The sequence below is a fragment of the Variovorax sp. YR266 genome, assembly GCF_900107295.1.
Taxonomy (GTDB): domain Bacteria; phylum Pseudomonadota; class Gammaproteobacteria; order Burkholderiales; family Burkholderiaceae_C; genus Variovorax.
Map to the genome: position 1 here is coordinate 584,315 of NZ_FNPM01000003.1, position 15,239 is coordinate 599,553.

General features: G+C 66.6%; 16 protein-coding genes. 5 read left to right on the forward strand and 11 right to left on the reverse strand.

Annotated features, from left to right (window positions below; genetic code table 11):
* Positions 1–36: 36 nt before the first annotated feature.
* Positions 37–1,197: an ABC transporter substrate-binding protein gene (locus BLW48_RS11900; RefSeq protein ID WP_093076615.1), complete on the forward strand. Its 1,161-nt coding sequence runs from the start codon at positions 37–39 to the stop codon at positions 1,195–1,197.
* Positions 1,198–1,203: 6 nt separating this feature from the next.
* Here BLW48_RS11900 and BLW48_RS11905 read toward each other — a convergent pair whose 3' ends face one another.
* From BLW48_RS11905 to BLW48_RS11940, 8 genes are all read right to left on the reverse strand, one after another.
* A complete protein-coding gene (locus tag BLW48_RS11905; protein WP_093057002.1) occupies positions 1,204–1,920 on the reverse strand; it encodes an ABC transporter ATP-binding protein in 717 nt (238 codons plus the stop codon).
* Entirely contained in the window at positions 1,913–2,689 is a 777-nt protein-coding gene (locus BLW48_RS11910) for an ABC transporter ATP-binding protein (protein WP_093057001.1), read from the reverse strand. The genes BLW48_RS11905 and BLW48_RS11910 overlap by 8 nt, the downstream gene beginning before the upstream one ends.
* Entirely contained in the window at positions 2,686–3,648 is a 963-nt protein-coding gene (locus BLW48_RS11915) for a branched-chain amino acid ABC transporter permease (protein ID WP_093174868.1), read from the reverse strand. Before BLW48_RS11915 ends, BLW48_RS11910 begins: the two co-directional genes overlap by 4 nt.
* Positions 3,645–4,505, reverse strand: coding sequence for a branched-chain amino acid ABC transporter permease (locus BLW48_RS11920; protein WP_093174871.1), 861 nt, complete (start codon positions 4,503–4,505; stop codon positions 3,645–3,647). The genes BLW48_RS11915 and BLW48_RS11920 overlap by 4 nt, the downstream gene beginning before the upstream one ends.
* Before the next feature lie 31 nt (positions 4,506–4,536).
* Positions 4,537–5,727 (reverse strand): ABC transporter substrate-binding protein, encoded by a 1,191-nt coding sequence (locus BLW48_RS11925; protein ID WP_093174873.1) that lies wholly within the window; start codon positions 5,725–5,727, stop codon positions 4,537–4,539.
* A 112-nt stretch (positions 5,728–5,839) separates the two neighbouring features.
* Positions 5,840–6,163, reverse strand: a complete 324-nt coding sequence (locus tag BLW48_RS11930; RefSeq protein WP_093174876.1) for a 2Fe-2S iron-sulfur cluster-binding protein — start codon at positions 6,161–6,163, stop codon at positions 5,840–5,842.
* A 5-nt stretch (positions 6,164–6,168) separates the two neighbouring features.
* On the reverse strand, positions 6,169–7,617 hold the full coding sequence (locus tag BLW48_RS11935) for a glutamine synthetase family protein (protein WP_093174878.1): 1,449 nt from the start codon (positions 7,615–7,617) through the stop codon (positions 6,169–6,171).
* A gap of 11 nt (positions 7,618–7,628) precedes the next feature.
* On the reverse strand, positions 7,629–8,963 hold the full coding sequence (locus BLW48_RS11940) for an aromatic ring-hydroxylating dioxygenase subunit alpha (protein ID WP_093174881.1): 1,335 nt from the start codon (positions 8,961–8,963) through the stop codon (positions 7,629–7,631).
* 262 nt (positions 8,964–9,225) lie between these two features.
* On the opposite strand from BLW48_RS11940, the gene BLW48_RS11945 reads away from it, so the two are divergent.
* Both BLW48_RS11945 and BLW48_RS11950 read left to right on the forward strand, forming a co-directional pair.
* Positions 9,226–9,960: a GntR family transcriptional regulator gene (locus BLW48_RS11945; RefSeq protein WP_093174884.1), complete on the forward strand. Its 735-nt coding sequence runs from the start codon at positions 9,226–9,228 to the stop codon at positions 9,958–9,960.
* Between the two features lie 92 nt (positions 9,961–10,052).
* Complete coding sequence (locus BLW48_RS11950; protein ID WP_093056993.1) at positions 10,053–10,670, forward strand: TetR/AcrR family transcriptional regulator; 618 nt, start codon at positions 10,053–10,055, stop codon at positions 10,668–10,670.
* On the opposite strand, the gene BLW48_RS11955 is transcribed toward BLW48_RS11950, so the two are convergent.
* Together BLW48_RS11955 and BLW48_RS11960 are read right to left on the reverse strand one after the other, a co-directional pair.
* Positions 10,667–12,166: an amidase gene (locus BLW48_RS11955; RefSeq protein ID WP_093174886.1), complete on the reverse strand. Its 1,500-nt coding sequence runs from the start codon at positions 12,164–12,166 to the stop codon at positions 10,667–10,669. The genes BLW48_RS11950 and BLW48_RS11955 overlap by 4 nt on opposite strands.
* 99 nt (positions 12,167–12,265) lie before the next feature.
* Complete coding sequence (locus BLW48_RS11960) at positions 12,266–13,072, reverse strand: metallophosphoesterase (RefSeq protein WP_093174887.1); 807 nt, start codon at positions 13,070–13,072, stop codon at positions 12,266–12,268.
* An 80-nt stretch (positions 13,073–13,152) separates the two neighbouring features.
* Here BLW48_RS11960 and BLW48_RS34980 point away from each other — a divergent pair, with 80 nt between their 5' ends.
* Complete coding sequence (locus BLW48_RS34980; RefSeq protein ID WP_093056991.1) at positions 13,153–13,371, forward strand: hypothetical protein; 219 nt, start codon at positions 13,153–13,155, stop codon at positions 13,369–13,371.
* A gap of 10 nt (positions 13,372–13,381) precedes the next feature.
* Here BLW48_RS34980 and BLW48_RS11965 read toward each other — a convergent pair whose 3' ends face one another.
* Complete coding sequence (locus BLW48_RS11965) at positions 13,382–14,362, reverse strand: LysR family transcriptional regulator (protein ID WP_093056990.1); 981 nt, start codon at positions 14,360–14,362, stop codon at positions 13,382–13,384.
* Between the two features lie 121 nt (positions 14,363–14,483).
* On the opposite strand from BLW48_RS11965, the gene BLW48_RS11970 reads away from it, so the two are divergent.
* Positions 14,484–15,026 (forward strand): hypothetical protein, encoded by a 543-nt coding sequence (locus tag BLW48_RS11970; protein ID WP_093056989.1) that lies wholly within the window; start codon positions 14,484–14,486, stop codon positions 15,024–15,026.
* Positions 15,027–15,239: the final 213 nt, after the last annotated feature.

The window sequence follows — 15,239 nt, forward strand, 5'->3', positions numbered from 1 at the left end:
TTGTCACTAACGCATTACCTCCTGGAGACTTCGACCATGACCGTTCCCGTTCCGCGCGAGTCGATTGCGCCGCCTTCCACCAGCCGTCGGCGTGCGCTGACCGGGCTGGCCGCAGCAACCGCCGCCGCGGGCCTGGGTTTTCCGGCGCTTGCGCAGAACCGGCCGGTGCGCATCGGCACCACCTTCGACAACAGCAGCGTCGAGAAGGCCAACGGGCAGGGGCTGTTCCAGGGTTCGAGCGCGTTCTTCAATGCGCTGAACAAGGCGGGCGGCATCAACGGCACCAAGGTCGAGCTCGTGATGGCCGACGACACCTTCAAGCCCGACGTGGCCAAGGCCAACGCGCTGGCCTTCGAGAAAGACAGCTCCGTGCTCGCGCTGCTGCATCCGCTGGGCACGCGCCAGACAGCCGAGGTGATGGACGCTGTGCCCGGCATGGCCGTGGTCGGCCCGATCACCGGCACGATCGCGCTGCGCAAGAAGGCTTCGCCCAACACCTTCTGGGTGCGCGCCAACTACGACCAGGAAGTCGACAAGCTCGTGAGCACCGCCGCCGTGCTGGGCCAGAGCCGCATCGGCCTCGTGCACTCGAACGACCCGCTGGGGCAGTCGGTGCTGGCGGCCTTCAAGAACGCGCTGGCCAAGGCCAAGCTGGAGCCGGCGGTGATCGCGACCACGCCCAACACCACGAGCATGGAAGTGGGCCCCGCCGCCGAGGCGATCGCCAAGGCCAAGCCGCAGGTGGTGGTGGTCGGGCTGGCCGGCACGGCGCCGGTATTCCTGAAGGCACTGCGCGAGGCGGGCAACAGCAGCTCGGCCTATGGCCTGTCGATCACGGCCAGCGCGCTGTCGGCCATGGGCGACCTGGCCAAGGGCCTGGGCTTCGTGATCGTGGTGCCGTCGCCGTACTCGACCAAATTCGAGATCGTGCGCCGCTATCAGGCCGACATGGTGGCCAACGGCGTCAAGGACTTCTCGCTCACGAGCCTGGAGGGCTATCTGAACGCCGCAGTGCTGGCTGAAGGCATGCGCCGTGCCGGTGGTTCGCTCACGCGTGCGTCGGTGATGTCGGGGCTGGCGAGCATCGAGAACTTCGACCTGGGTGGGGTGAAGATCAACTACGGTCGGACCAACCGCGAAGGCGGGCAGTTCGTGGACGTGGCCGTCATCGGCAGCCGCGGGCAGATGCTGAGCTGAACGCCGTCAGGCTTGCTCGGCGATTCCCACGCCGAGCAAGCCTTCGAGCAGATTCCTGTCGGCCGCGAGCTCCGCGCTTGGCCCCGCATGCACCACGGTGCCGCGCTCCAGCACGATCGCCTTGTGCGTCATCTCCAACGCGAGCACCGGATGCTGCTCGACCACGATCGACGCCAGTCCTTCCGACTCGCACAGCCGGCGGATCGCTGCAGCCAGCTCTTCCACGATGATCGGCGCGAGGCCTTCCATCGGCTCGTCGAGCAGCAGCAGCTTGGGGTTGGTCATCAGCGCGCGGCCGATGGCGAGCATCTGCTGTTCGCCGCCGGAGAGCTGGTTGCCGTAGTTGCCGCGCCGCTCGCGCAGGCGCGGGAAGAAGTCGTAGACGCGCTTCAGGTTCCAGCCGCCGAGCCGCGATATCACCGTGAGGTTTTCTTCGACGGTGAGCGAAGGGAACACCTCGCGCTCCTGCGGCACCCAGCCCAGCCCCGCGCGCACGCGCTGGTGCGAAGGCCAGCGCGTGATGTCGGCGCCTTGCCAGCGGATTGAGCCCTGCATCACGCGGGTGTTGCCCATCAGCGTTTCGAGCAGCGTGGTCTTGCCCACGCCGTTGCGCCCGAGGATGGCGAGGCTCTCGCCTTGCGGCAGCGAAAAGTCGAGCCGGTCGAGCACGACCGCGTTGCCGTAGCCGGCGGTGACCTGGTCGAAGGCGAGTGCTTCAGGCATGGTGGTGATGGCGGGGTGAACTTCCGAGATAGACCTCGCGTACGCGCGGGTCCGCGCCGATTTCCGAAGGCGTGCCCTCGGTCAGGATGCGTCCGCCCACCAGCACCGAGATGCGGCGCGAGAAGCGGAAGACGAGCTTCATGTCGTGCTCGATGAACAGCACGCTGATGTCGGGCGGCAGCGCCGCGATGGCCTCGAACAGCTCGCCGCTCTCGTCCTCCGGCACGCCGGCAGCGGGTTCGTCGAGCAGCAGGATGCGGGGCTTGGCCGCGAGTGCGAGCGCGATCTCCAGCAGCCGCTGCTTGCCATAGGCCAGCTCGGCCACGGGCACGTCGGCGAGGCTGTCGAGCCGGAGCGTGCCGAGCAGCGCATGCGCCTCGTCGAACACTGCCGTGCAGCCCTTCAGCGGCCGCCACCACGTGGCGCCCAGCCCTTCGCGCTCGCTGATTGCCAGAACGACCGACAACAGCGGCGTGAGGCTGGGGAACAGCGTGTTGATCTGGAAGGTGCGCGCCAGGCCCATGCGCGCGCGCTTGTCGCCAGGCAGGCGCGTGATGTCGCGATCGCCCATATGGATCGATCCGCTGGTGGGCTTGAACACGCCGGTAAGCAGGTTGATGAGCGTGGTCTTGCCCGCGCCGTTGGGGCCGATCAGTGCCTGCCGCGCGCCGGGTTCGAGCGAGAGGTTCACATCGCTCACGGCCTGGAAGGCGCCGAAGCGGATGCCCAGGCCGTGTGTGCGCAGCGTGTGCGTGGTGGTGGAACTCATCGCGCCTTCCCTATGCGAACGAAACGCGAGAGCGCACCCATGATGCCGCCGCGGCCCAGCATGACGGCCGCAATAAGGAAGATGCCGAGCCAGAACATCCAGTACTGCGGGTTCATGTCCGCGAACCAGTCGTGCACCAGCATGTAGACGATGGCGCCGATCATTCCGCCGTACAGCCGCCCTGTACCACCCAGCACCAGGATGATGAGTACCTCTGCCGAGCGGTTAAAGCCGATCGACTCAATGCCGACGAACTGCGTGGTCTGCGCCAGCAGCGCGCCCGCCACGCCGGCCACCGCGGCCGAGAAGGCGTATGCCATGCGCAGCCGCGCCTCCACCGGCGAGCCGATGGCCGTCATGCGCTTGCGGCTGTCGTGAATGCCGCGCAGCGCCAGGCCGAAGGGCGAGCGCAGCACGAGCCGCACGAGCAGGAACATCGCGAGCACCACGCCGAAGGCATAGCCGAATGCGGTCTTGCCGTAGAGGTCGAAGTCGAAGAGGCCGAGCACCGGTGCGATGACTACGCCCTGCAGTCCATCGGTACCGCCGGTGATGCCCGAGAGCCGGTTGACCAGTTCGTACAGCAGCACGCACACGCCGATGGTGATCATCAGCCGCGTGAGGTCGGCGCCGCGCACCACGAGGTAGCTCAATACATAGCCGAGCACGCCGCACACTGCGAGTGCGAACAGCAAGCCGGTGAAGGGCTCGCTCCAGCCGTACTTGGCCAGCAATCCGGCCGCGTAGGCGCCCGCGCCGAAGAAGGCCGCGTGGCCCACGGTGAGGATGCCCGCGTAGCCCAGCGCCATGTCGAGCGACACGGCGAACAGGCCGAAGATCATGATCTGGCTCATCAGCGTGAGCTTGTCGGGCAGCAGGAAGAAGCTCGACGCGAGTGCCAGCCAGAAAGCGATTTCGGCGATGCGCAGGTGCGCGGGAGAAAGATGCAGGGCTTTCATGCGAGCCCCTTCTTCGCAACGATGCCGTTCGGCCGCAACAGCAGCATGACGATCATGAAAACGTAGATGAGAAAGGCGCCCGCTTCCGGCAGGTAGTACTTGCCCGCCACGTCCACGATGCCGACCAGCAGCGCCGCAATGAACGGCCCGGTGACGGTGCCCGCACCGCCCACGCACACCACCATCAGGAAGTAGACGAGGTACTTGAGCGGGAACGACGGCTCCAGCCCCAGCATGCCCAGGCTCAATGCACCGCCGAGGCCCGCGAGGCCGCAGCCGAGAGAGAAGGTCAGGAAGAACAGCCGCTGCACGTTGATGCCGGTGCCGCCCGCCACACGCTGGTTGTCGACCGCCGCGCGCACCATCGCGCCATAGCGCGTCTTGCCCAGGCCCAACAGCAGCGCGGCCAGCACCGCCACGCCGCAGACGATCAGGAACAGGCGGTAGCGGCCCACTTCGAGGCCCAGCAGCGACATCTGCCCGTCGAGCGCCGGCGGCAGCGTGAAGGGCTGCATCGTCGGGCCGAAGAAATACGTGAAGGCGGCGATCGACACGAACACCACGCCGATCGACAGCAGCACCTGGTCGAGCGGATGCGCGCGGTACAGCCGACGGTAGAACACGAACTCCAGCACCGCACCCGCAACGGCAGCCGCCACGAAGGCCGCCGCCAGCGAGAGGCCGAAGCCCAGGCCGAAGTGGTTCATCAGCACGCTCGCGGCGTAGCCGCCCACCATCGCGAAACTGCCGTGCGCGAGGTTGACGAAATTCATGAGCCCCATCGTGATGGACAAGCCCACGCCGATGAGAAAAAGGAGCATGCCGTAGGCCACTCCATCGAAGATCACGATGCCCATGAATTTCCTGCTGGCTGACGAACTGGCTGGCTTACTTGGCTGCGGCTTCCTTGGCCGGGTCCTTCACGCGGTCGAACTTGTCGAACTCGACGTTCACCAGCTGGCCGTTCACGCGCTCGGTCTTGCGGATGTAGACGGTCTGCACGATGTCGCGCGTGGCGGGGTCGATCTCGATGGGGCCGCGCGGGCTCTCGAAGCTCAGGCCCTTGAAGGCGTCCATGAACTTGTCGCCGCTGGCGTCGCCCTTGGTCTTGGCCAGTGCGAGGTCGATGGCGGCCATCGCGTCATAGGCTGTCACGGCGAAGTAGCTCGGGCGCAGCTTGGCGCCGTTGTCGGCGGCGAAGTCTTTCACGAACTTCTGGTTCTTGGGCGAGGGGTGCGCGAACGAGTAGTGGTGGCTGGTGACCAGGCCCAGCGCCACGTCGCCGGTGGCGTCGAGGTAGCTGTCGTCGGTGGCTTCACCTGTGGCGTAGAGCTTGATGCCGGCCTGCTCCATGCCGCGTTCCTTCCACACCTTCAGGAAGGCCGGCGGCATCACGCCCGAGGGGAAGAAGAAGAACACGGCCTGGGGCTTGGCGTCCTTGATGCGCTGCACGTAGGCGGAGAAGTCGGGGTTGTTCATCGGCGTGCGCACTTCGCCCGAGACCTTGCCGCCGCCAGCGGCGAAGGTCTTCTTGAACGCGGTTTCGGCGTCGACGCCCGAGGCGTAGTCGGCGACCACGGTGTAGGCGTCCTTGATGCCTTCCTTGAGCATGTAGCGCGCCATCGGGTCCGTTACCTGCTGCACGGTGAACGACAGGCGCGCCACGTAGGGCGAGCTGGTGGTGATGGCCGACGATGCCGCGTTCATCACGATCGTCGGAATCTTCGCCTGCGTGGCGATGGCGCCCACGGCGTACGCGTTGGGACTGAAGTCCAGGCCGGTGAGCACGTTCACCTTGTCGCGCACGATGAGCTCCTGCGCGATGCGCTTGGCGGCGTCGGGCGCGGGGCCTGCGGTGTCCTTCTTGATGATCTCGACCGTGCGGCCGCCCACCTTGCCGCCGTGCTCCTTCAGGTAGAGCGCGATGCCGGCGTCGAACTGGCGGCCGTAGTCGGCGTACGGGCCCGAGTAGGTGGCGATGAGGCCGATGCGCAGCGGCTCGTCGGCGGCGTGCGCCGTGGCGCCCAGCAGGCCGAGGCCGGCGAGCAGCAGGGTCGAGAGGATGGTTCTCTTGGTCATCGTTGGGTTCACGGGAAAACGCCTTTCAGGTGGAGTGGATGCGCCACGTCGGGCGCCGCTGTCATGTAACCGAATATGCAAACAAAGCGGGCGATGATGCCCGAGCCGTCCTTCAAATCTGGGTATCGGGCACGCGGACCCTGAGGCCATCGAAGGCTGCGGTCACGCTGAGCTGGCAGCTCAGGCGCGAGCCGGACCTGCGCTCGGACGCGACGGCGTCGAGCAGCGCGCTCTCCATGTCGTCGGGCGGCGGCAGCAGGTCGATGAAGGCGTTGTCCACGTAGACGTGGCAGGTGGCGCAGGAACAGCAGCCGCCGCACTCGGCGTCGATGCCGCGCACGTTGCCGCGAATGGCGGTCTCCATCACGCTGGCGCCGACCTTGGCGTCGACTTCGCGGGTGGTGCCGTCCTTGAGGATGTAGTGGATCGTGGGCATGGTTTTCAGAACATGTCGAAGTACTCGCGGTGTTCCCACTCCGAGACTTCGAGGTTGAAGCGGGCGATTTCCGCTTCCTTGATGTGGCAGAGGTAGTCGATGAAGACTTTGCTCATCTGCGTGTTGAGCATCTCGTCCTTGCGCAGGCAGGCGAGGGCGTCGCTCAGAGAGCGAGGTAGTTGCTCTGCCGGTGTTTCGTACGGCGCATCGGCCGAAGGACCGGGGTCGGTCTTGTTGCGGATGCCGTCGAGCCCCGAGAACAATTGCGACGCGAGGTACAGGTACGGGTTGGCCGTCGGCTCGCCCACGCGGTTCTCGATGCGCGAGGCGCTCTGGCCCACGCCGCCGAGCACGCGCAGCATCGCGCCGCGGTTGTCCTTGGCCCAGATCGCGCGGTCGGGCGCGAGCGAGAAGGGGCGGTAGCGGCGGTAGCCATTGATGGTGGGGCTCGCCAGTGCCGCGGCGCCGCAGGCATGCGCCTTGAGGCCACCGAGGTAATGCATGCCGATCTCGCTGAGGGTCTGGCCCTCGGCTTCGGGCATGAACGCGTTGACGCCGTCGCTCTTGCGGCGCAGCGACTGGTGCAGGTGCCAGCCGCTGGACATCACGTTCGGAATCTTCGGGCGGCACATGAAAGTGGCGTGCAGCCCGGCGCGCTGGCAGATCTGCTTGATGGCGCTGCGCAGCAGCACCATGGTGTCGGCCGGCATCACGCCGGCGGTAGGGCCGAAGGTCAGCTCGAACTGGCTCGGGCCGAATTCGATTTCGAGCGATCGCAGCGGCAGGCCGAGCGCGATGAGGTTCGAGCGCAGCAGTTCCATCAGTCCGTCGACGCGGTCGTAGCGCAGCTCGGTGAGGTACTGGTGGCCGTGCGACAGCAGCGACACGCGCGGCGGCTCACCGGGCTGGCCCGAATCGGCCAGGCCCATGCGCGCGTCGTCGAGCTTGAAGACGTGGAACTCCACCTCGAGGCCGGCGATGAAGTCCAGCCCCAGCTCGTCGAGCTGGCGCACCGCGCGCTGCAGGATCTGCCGCGTGGCAAAGGGGCAGGGCTTGCCGTCGGCCATGTAGGCGTCGCACATCACCCAGCCGGTGCGCGGCGACCATGGCAGCACCTTGAAGGTGGCGGGGTCGGCCACGATGGTGAAGTCGGCGCCGCCCTGCAGGCCCTCGATGGCGAAGCCGCCGCCTTGCGTGAACACCGGGAACACGGTCTTGTGCGAGGTGTCCTTGGCGAGCAGCGTGGAGGTGAGGTTCACGCCTTCCCACAGGGCAGAGCGCGCCTCGGTGGCGACGAGCGTCTTGCCGCGCAGGATGCCGTGCTGGTCGGGCCAGGCGAAGCGCACGAGGTCGACCTCGCCGCTATCGATGCGGCGCACCAGCTCCCTGGCCTGCGCATGCTGGTCGTCGGACCAGAGGCCGAAGCGGTCGACGAATGTGTGGCTGCTGCTCATGGCGTGCGTGCTCAGGCGGCGAGCCGTGCGGAGGCCCAGTCGGACTTCAGGCGGCGCGCGCGGTCGGCGTCCTGCCAGTAGGCCTCGGTGGCTGCCTCGTCGCTGACGTTGCGGCCGATGCCGTCGATGGAGGGCGGGCCGGTCATTGCGCTGGCCTGTGCGGCGTCGATGAGCATCGGCGCACTCTCGCCGGCCAGCGTGGCTTCGATGGCCTTCACCAGCACGCGGCGGTAGGCAATGATGCCCTTGTCGGTGCTGCCCAGGTGCTCGCGCGTGCGGTCCTGGATGGCGCCTTGCGACTCCACCGCCCACTGGTCGTGCACGTTGATGTCGTCGCCCATGCCGGTGTAGGTTTCGGTCAGCTGCTCTTCGATGCTGTAGCCGTAGTTGTTGCGCTTGTTCTTGCGCGAGGTGTAGTCGGGCAGCTCGTAGAGCTTCAGGCGCTGGTCGCGCATCTGCTGCTTGTCGACCGGGCCGGTGAAGCTGGTGAAGATGGCGTACCAGTAGCAGTGCGTGTCGTCCACCGGCACGTGCCATTGCGAGATGGTCATCTCGGCGCTCATCGGGATCACGAAGGCCTGCGGGAACACCACGTTGGTCACGCGCACGTGGGTGGTGTCTTCGGACAGCTTGCGCAGAGCCTTCAGGCGGAAGCCGTAGTCGGTGGGCTCCACGCTGATGTCGGGACGGTCGTACTCGCGCAGCACCTTGGTGATGGGCATGTCGGAGTCGGCCGACGCGCCGCGGAACTGTTTGCCGTAGCTCCCGGAGGTGTCTTCGTCCTCGAAGAAGCGGTGCAGGTACGAGGCGTGTGCCGGGTCGATGCCCACTTCGAGCGCCTGCAGCCAGTTGCATTCGAACAGGCCCTTGAACGCGAAGGTGTGGCTGTCGGGCGCTACGAAGCAGTCGAAGTCGGGGAACGCGGGGGGCTCGCCCTCGCCGATGTACGCGAAGACGACGCCGCTTTTCTCGACCACCGGATAGGCCGACTGCTTGATGCGGCTGCACAGCTTGCTGGTGGCGGGCTCGGCGGGGGTTTCGAGGCAATTGCCCTTGGCGTCGAACAGCCAGCCGTGGAAGGCGCAGCGCAGGCCGCCGTTTTCGAGCCGGCCGAAGGCGAGGTCGGCGCCTCGGTGCGGGCAGTCGCGGTCGAGCATGCCGAGCTGGCCGTTCTCGTCACGGAACAGGACGAAGTCCTGCCCCATGAGCTTTACGGGCTTGACCGGGCGCGGGCCCGCCAGTTCGTCGGCCAGGGCCACCGGCTGCCAGTAGCGGCGCAGCAGCTTGCCGGCGGGCGCGCCGGGTCCGACGCGGGTGATGAAATCGTTCTGCTCTGCGCTGATCATCGTGCGGGCTCCATCGTGGGGACTGTGGAAAGAGGCTTGCAGCCATTGCATGCAACTGTATGCATTGTCTTGGTGATCCTCGATCCGGGTCAAACTTTCATCTGCGATTTCGCCCCGATTCGGGGCTTGAAGAGGCAAAAATCAGGGTAAATGCTGAGCCGCTCGTTAGTTTTTGACACTTGTTGTGGCGCAATGCATGCAACAACCGAGCCAGGCTAAATATGCTGCGTGCAGTGTCGGGCTCGTCTCCTAGAATCCGCCGATGGACTCCCAACAATCCCGCGTGCTCGTGCAACTGCGCGACTTGATCCTCAAGGGCGAATTCGTGCCCGGAGAGCGGCTGGCCGAGATCCCGCTCGCCGAGAAGCTCGAAGCCTCGCGCACCCCGGTGCGGCTCGCGCTGGCCAGCCTGGAGCACGAAGGGCTGATCGAGCAATCGCCCAGCGGCGGCTACCAGATGCGCCGCTTCACCTCGCAGGAAGTGGCCGACGCCATCCGCGTGCGCGGCGTGATCGAAGGCTTCGCCGCGCGTCTGCTGGCCGAAGACGGTGCATCGCGCCAGCTGCTGCGCGACCTGAAAGAGTGCCTGGAAGACGGCGACCGCGCCGTGAACAAGCCCAGCATGGAGATCGACGACTACGCGGCCTACGTCGAAATGAACGACCGCTTCCACAAGCTGATCGTCGAAGGCTGCGGCAATCTCGCGCTCAAACGGGTGATGGACATGCTGGGCGGCCAGCCCTTTGCCGCTCCGAGCGCGATGCTGCCGATGCAGTCGTCGATGGAAGAGGGCCAGCAATGGATGCGGCAGGCGCACCGCACGCACCACGCGATCGTGCAGGCCATCGAGCGCGGGCAAGGCTCGCGGGCGCAGGCGCTGGGCGAGGAGCACGTCGAGATCGCGCGCATGAACCTCGACTACGCGCTGGAGCGCCCGGAACTGGCGGCCGAGCTGATGCCGGGCATCCGCCTGGTATCCAAGGGCCGGGGCGCCTGAGATCGGGCAAACCGGCGGGTCTGTAAAAGACTGGCTGGTATTTCGGCGTCCACGCCGTCTGCCCAGCGACGGGCGAGACTAGAATTTCCGGCATGAGTGCCACCGCCCCCGCCAAGACCTCGTTCAAGGAACAGATGCTGCAGGCCCGTGAGGAGGCCATCGTGCAGACCGCGAACCGCCTGCTCGCCGAGAAGGGCTTCGAATCGATGACGGTCGACGAGGTGGCCGCAACGGTCGGCATCGCCAAGGCCAGCCTCTACAAGCACTTTCCCAGCAAGGAAGACCTGGCGGCCGCAGCGATGGTGCGCATCATGCAGCGCACGCTGGATTTCCTTGCCGCGGTGCCGGCCGAGGACAAGCCCGTCGACAAGCTGCGCGCCGTGGTGCGCTGGGCCATGCAGATGCAGCTGGCCGGCGAGATGCCTTCGCTGCCGCACCAGAACTCGAGCCTGCGCGCCGCGCTGATGAACAACCGGGGATATCTCGACCGCCTGGTCACCATCAGCGACCAGCTCGGCGGCTGGATCCAGGCGGCGCAGGCCGACGGCTCGCTCAACCCGAAGCTGCCGGCGATTGCCGTGCTCTATACGTTGTTCGCACGCGCCTGCGATCCGGTGCTCGGTTTCCTGAAGGCCGGCGGGCTGCAGACAGACGAGCAGATCGTCGAGCTTGTGCTCGCAACCTGCTTCGACGGCCTGGCCGCGCGCTAGCTGCTGAGCGCGCGCCGCGGCGTCACCACGGCTTCGACCGCTGCGCCCACCGCGAGCAGCCGGTGATCGGTGTTGCCGATGCTGGCCACCATCAGCCCGACCGGCGCCGTGCCCGCGTCGTGGCAGGGCACCGAGAGCGCGCAGCCGTCGAACAGGTTCACCACCGAGGGGTTGCGCAGCATGCGGCCATTGATGCGGTAGTAGGTGTCGTCGTCCTTCAGAACCTCGGCGATCGGCGGAGCGATGTCGGGCGTGGTGGGCATCAGCATCGCGTCGTAGCCCACGGCGGCGGTGTTGATCGAGCGGATGAACTGGCGGCGCAGCGCCTGCAGCTGCAGATAGTCGGGCGCGGTGATGGTTTCGCCGGTCTTGATGCGGGCCAGCACGCGCGGGTCGTACTTGGCGGCACCTGTCTTGATGAAGTCGCGGTGCCAGGTGAAGGCTTCGGCGGCGGTGATCATGCCGCGCGGGTTGATGGTCGGCGCCTTCGCGAACTCGGTCATCGGCAGTTCGGTGACCGTGGCGCCGGCGGCCGAGAGCTTAGCCAGCGCCGACGCGAATGCCGCGGCCACGGGCGGCGACAGATCGTCCTGGAAGAAGGTCTTGGGCACCGCGAAGCGCAGGCCGCGCAGCGGCAGCACACGCAGCGGGCGCTGCAGTTCGGCGGCCAGCACGGCGTCGAGCAGGGCGCAGTCTTCCACCGTCCAAGCCATCGGCCCGGCCGAATCGAAGGAGGTCGACAGCGGCATCACGCCGTCGAGCGGAATGCGCCGCTGCGTCGGCTTGAAGCCCACCAGCCCGTTGAGCGCCGCCGGGATGCGCAGCGATCCGCCGGTGTCCGTGCCGATGGCGCCGGCCGCCATGCCATCGGTCACCGAGATCGCGCCGCCCGAGGTCGAGCCGCCCGGGATGCGGCCTGTTGCGCGGTCGTAGACGTTTTTCGGCGTGCCGTAGTGCGGGTTGACGCCCAGGCCGGTGTAGGCGAACTCGACCGTGTTGGTGCGCCCGATGATGATCGCGCCGGCGCGTCGCAGCCGCTCGACCACGAGGGCATCGCGCGCCGCCGGCGGCTGGCCGGCCAGCACCATCGAGCCGCCGAGCGTGGTGATGCCGGCTTCGTCGAACAGGTCTTTCAGGGAGATCGGGATGCCGGCGATCGGCGAGGCGGCCGGGCGGCCGCTCTTGCGCTCGGCGTCGAGCCGTGCCGCGGTGGCGCGGGCCGTATCGGCGTGCACGCGGATGAAGGTGCGCGCGCCTTCGCCCGCGGGGTTCTGGATGGCGGCCAGTGCTTCTTCTACTAGTTGGCTGCTGCTGAGGGTGCCGGCGGCGAGGCGGCGCGACATTTCGGCTATCGACAGCTGGCCCATGGCCCTGCCGGCGGTTTCGTTCGGTCCCTGGGCGAAGGCCCGGGGCCACAAGGAGAGCAATCCAGTGGCCGCGGCGGCGCCGGCGGTCTGCTGCAGGAAGTTGCGTCGTTGTTGTTGCTGTTGCGTCATGGCGCTCTCCTCCATCGGTGAGATGGGCTCGGCCAGTCTACACAGCCGTGGTGGCGAACGCGTTGCTGGCCGTTACCGTCTGCGCGACGGGGAGGCCGGTCAGCGCACGTCGATAAGCAACTGGGGCTTGTAGCCTTCCTGTTCGCCGTTGCGTGCGTAGCCCAGCGGATTGGCCACCACGCGACAACCGTTCTTCACATAGTCCGACGGACAGTGCAGGTGGCCGTGCAGCCACAGCTTCGCATGGGGCAGCAACTCGTCGAGCGCATTGCAGAAGCCGGCCGTGCCGGGTGTCAGGCCGTAACGCGGGTCAGCACTTTCGAGGCTCGGCGCAAAGTGGGTGATGGCCACCGTGGTCCCGTCGAAAGGTTCGGCCAGCGCCTGGGTGAGCCAGGTCTGGCAGGCCAGCGCCTGGTCGCGCAGCTGCGCGGCGAGGAAGAGTTCGCCGTTACGCATGGTGGCTGCTTTTTCAAGATAGAAATCGGCCGCGCGCATGGCCTTGCCACGTTTCTTGAGCGCCTCGGCCAGGCTGTCGGTGGGTTCGGCCAGTGCGTCGAAGTCGGCCCACAGCGTGGTGCCCACGAAGCGGATGCCGTTGATTACCCGGGTTTCGCGCTCCAGCCAGAGGATGTCGAGTTCTTCGCAGAGCGTGCGCAGGCGGTCGTGGGTCTCGTCGAAGTCGACGTTGTCGTACTCGTGGTTGCCCGGCACGTAGACAACCGGCACCGGCCAGCCGTTGCGGGGCGAAAAGCGGCCCAGGCCGAAATCGGTATCGGTCAGGCGGGAGCCTTGCTGGTAGGAGCCGATGTCGCCCGCCAGGATCAGCATGTCGGCGCCCGGCACGGGCTCGGCATGGAAGCGGGGATGGGACTCCAGATGCAGGTCGGAGAGCAGTTGCAGCTTCATCGTCGGGCCAGTCTAGGTGAATTGCCCCATGCGTGAAGTGCATAAGGTTTGGCTTGATTAACTAGGGATAACCCTTATTCTTGAAACATCAACCACTCCAGCGCAGCCACGAGCCGCGCACCGTCATGTTCAGCCTCATTGCCCAAGTGGCCCGTTTCTTCCGTTCTTCCAGCGCCAATGCTCCGGCCAGCCACGCCGCAGCGCTGATGGAAAGCGCCGATATGCGCGCCGGCCGCGGAGCCCACCACGCGCAGGAACTGCGCGCCGCAGCCAGCGCCTGGCTCAGCGTCGTCCGCTAAGCGAACCCGGTCAGCCGGGCACTTTCTGCCCGAGGACCGATCCGGCGAAAGCCGCGGCTGCCGAGCGCAACAGTGCATTGCGCAGCCACTCGTGCGAATGCCCATGCTGGGCGCGCCGATGCCAGATGGCATCCACGTGCACCGGCGGCTGGTCGAAGGGCAGGTCGCGCAGCACCAATTGATCGTCGATGCCGGTCACCGTCACGAAGTGACGGGGCAGCACGGTCAGCAGGTCTGAATTGGCGACCACCCGGCCGGCCGTGAAGAACTGGTTCACCGTCACCACGATGCGCCGCTCGCGCCCCAAGGCGCCCAGCGTCTGGTCGATGAAGCCGTAGGGCCTCCCCGAAAAACTCACCAGCAGGTGTCGTGCTGCGCAGTAGTCATCGAGCGTGAGGGGGGCACTCGCCAGCGGATGGCCGCGCCGCATCACGCATACGTATTGGCCCAGGTAGAGCCGCTGGGTCTCGAACGGCACCCCCACCCCAGATTGCCCGCGCGCCGCGAGGCTGGCGATCACCGCCGGGAAGTAGCCGACGGCCATGTCGACCTCTTCCAGCTCCAGCATGCGGCGCGGATCGCGTGTGGTCAGCGGCAGCACGCGCAACGAAATGGCGGGCGCTTCCTTTTCGGCGATCTGCACCAGGCCCGGGATGAGTTCGGCTGCGGTGGCGTCGGCCATCGCTAATAGGAAGGTGGTGTCGGCGGTGCCTGCATCGAACTCGCCGGGAGCCAGTGTGTGCTGCAGCTGGCGCAGGGCATCGCGCACGGTCGGCCAGAGGGCCAGCGCCCGTGGCGTGGGCTCCACGCCGGCGCCGGAGCGGCGCACCAGCTCGTCCCCCAGTACTTCACGTAAGCGCCGCAGCGCATTGCTTACCGCCGGTTGCGTGATCGAGAGGTTGCGGGCAGCGCGCGTGAGGTTGCGCTCCGCCATCACCTCGTCGAAGACGCGAAGCAGGTTGAGGTCGAGTGTGCGAAAGTTGACGTCCATCAGTCCTGTGAATGATAAACATCAGAAAGATAAAGTAGACGAACACTGGGGTAATCCCTAATATCACTGCATCGGCCTTGTTCGCCACCACTGATTACCACTGTCCCAGGAGGGATGCATCATGACTAGCTTCGTTCACGTTGACCAACCTACTGTTCACCCCGGCGTGCGTCGCGCCGAAGTCCTGTTCGGCCAGATCCAGGCCGCCCGCGCCGGTGCCAATGGCGCCCGTCCGCTCGTTGCCCTGCTGATCGTCGCCATCGCGGCGGCCGTGCTGGTGGTGACTGACTCGCTCGTTTCCAACTGGAACGAAGGCGGTCTGCTCGCTGCCTGGACTGTGTTCTGCGTCGCAGCCATCGCCTTGTTCGCGCTGTTCGCAGGCTCGGTGCGCCAAAGCAGCATCGCCGGTGCCTGGCGCGCTGCAGCCGAACGCCGTGCCGCTGCCCGCGCCGACGCCCGCTTCCTGGAAACCGCCAAGAGCGACCCGCGCGTGATGCAAGAGCTGCAGGCTGCGATGTGGCGCCAGCAATCGGAAGGCACGGTGCCTGCCGCTGAGGCCGCCAAGATCGACGCGCTGGCCCGCATGAGCACCCGTTCGCAGGAAGTGCGCATGCCCACGCTCTATGAAGCGATGCGCCGCATGAACAGCTCGCGCTATTACTAAGTAGCAACTTGCTGTATGTAAGAAAGCCGCCCTCGGGCGGCTTTCTTTATGGGGGAGCGTAGTCTTCGAGGAGGTGCCTCGGAACTTGGGCGAAAAAAGTTCGTGGAGGTTGATGGCACCCCAAATCTGTCATATACTCGTGGGCTTCGCTGATGAATGCCACTGGTGTTCGAGGCAGTTGGTGCTTCTCTGGGGGCGTTGATTGTTGGTGGT